This window comes from Gilliamella sp. Nev6-6 (assembly GCF_001690605.1).
In the GTDB taxonomy this organism is placed as follows: Bacteria; Pseudomonadota; Gammaproteobacteria; order Enterobacterales; family Orbaceae; genus Gilliamella; species Gilliamella apicola_C.
The window spans coordinates 1-1,134 of sequence record NZ_LZHP01000085.1 but is presented as its reverse complement, the minus strand read 5'-3'; the positions used below and the strand labels follow the sequence as shown (position 1 = coordinate 1,134).

The 1,134-nt window shown below is 34.7% G+C and carries 1 protein-coding gene and 2 pseudogenes; 1 reads left to right on the top strand and 2 read right to left on the bottom strand.

Annotated elements, in window-relative coordinates:
• Window positions 1-138: 138 nt before the first annotated feature.
• Together A9G42_RS09820 and A9G42_RS09815 are read right to left on the bottom strand one after the other, a co-directional pair.
• Window positions 139-364, bottom strand: a pseudogene (locus A9G42_RS09820) (transposase); the annotation flags it as partial.
• A 61-nt stretch (window positions 365-425) separates the two neighbouring features.
• Window positions 426-608 (bottom strand): annotated as a pseudogene (locus tag A9G42_RS09815) (transposase); the annotation flags it as partial.
• 153 nt (window positions 609-761) lie between these two features.
• On the opposite strand from A9G42_RS09815, the gene A9G42_RS09810 reads away from it, so the two are divergent.
• On the top strand, window positions 762-1,134 hold a 373-nt coding region (locus A9G42_RS09810), incomplete at its 3' end, for a hypothetical protein (protein ID WP_143426101.1).

Below are 1,134 nucleotides of genomic sequence, written 5' to 3'. Positions count from 1 at the left end.
TAAGCACAACGGCTTAAACCAACAATGGCACAACTCATTGCAATAGTAACCGAATGATTTTGTTGTAGTTGCTGTGCCCATGTTTTACGCGCCTTTGTGGGCACTAAAGCTTTTTTATGATTTCTTCCTGAAGCTGGGATTTTAAGCTCAGTTCGGCAAACATCTGTTTAAGCTTACGGTTTTCCGCTTCTAGCTCTTTTAAGCGTTTAATATTCGACGTTTCCATTCCGCCGTATTTTTCTCGCCATTTATAGAAAGTTGAATTACCCATGCCATATTTACGGCACAGTTCTTTAACAGGAATACCCGCTTCAGCTTCTTTTAAAATAGCGACGATTTGATGTTCAGTCATTTTTTTCATCATTAAATCCTCTTTTACTTTTATCATAGAGAATTTTCTACTTTTTAGTTGTACTATTTTAGGGGATAGTTACATTTTCAGCCTCCAGCTCCTTTAAGCGTTTGATATCCGACGTTTCCATTCCAACGTATTTTTCTCGCCATTTATAGAAAGTTGAATTACCCATGCCATATTTACGGCACAACTCTTTAACGGGGACACCTGCCTCTGCTTCTTTTAAAATAGCGACGATTTGATGTTCAGTCATTTTTTTTCATAATTGAATCCTCTTTTACTTTTATCATAGAGAATTTTCTACTTTTTGGCTGTACTATTTTAGGGGGTAGTTACAGATCAATAAGATATATAGTGAAATAAAAAGATGTTATAAAATTGGTGATAAATTAAAAAAGGAACTTCAATGGTGAAAAAGGTAATAGCACCTGAACAGGAAAAATATGATGTTATATATGAAAAAATATTATTCAATAAAATAACGGAGGCATTTTCTTGGCGAGAGCGTCCGAAAGATATGTGGGAATTAAGTTTTGAAACTGCAACAATAATAATGCCTGATGATGAAATAGCGCTAAAACAATTTTTGGGTAAGAATTGGCAAGATATCACTCTTGATATATACGTAAACTATGATGATGCTTTATATGTATTTACTCCATCAGCCTATGCTTATTATTTACCTGGGTTACTTATTACTTCAGCTAAAGCTATGGATATAGCTATAGCTGAAGATGAAGCTATAGTTAGAGCTGAGGCTGAAGCTGAGGCTAAAGCTA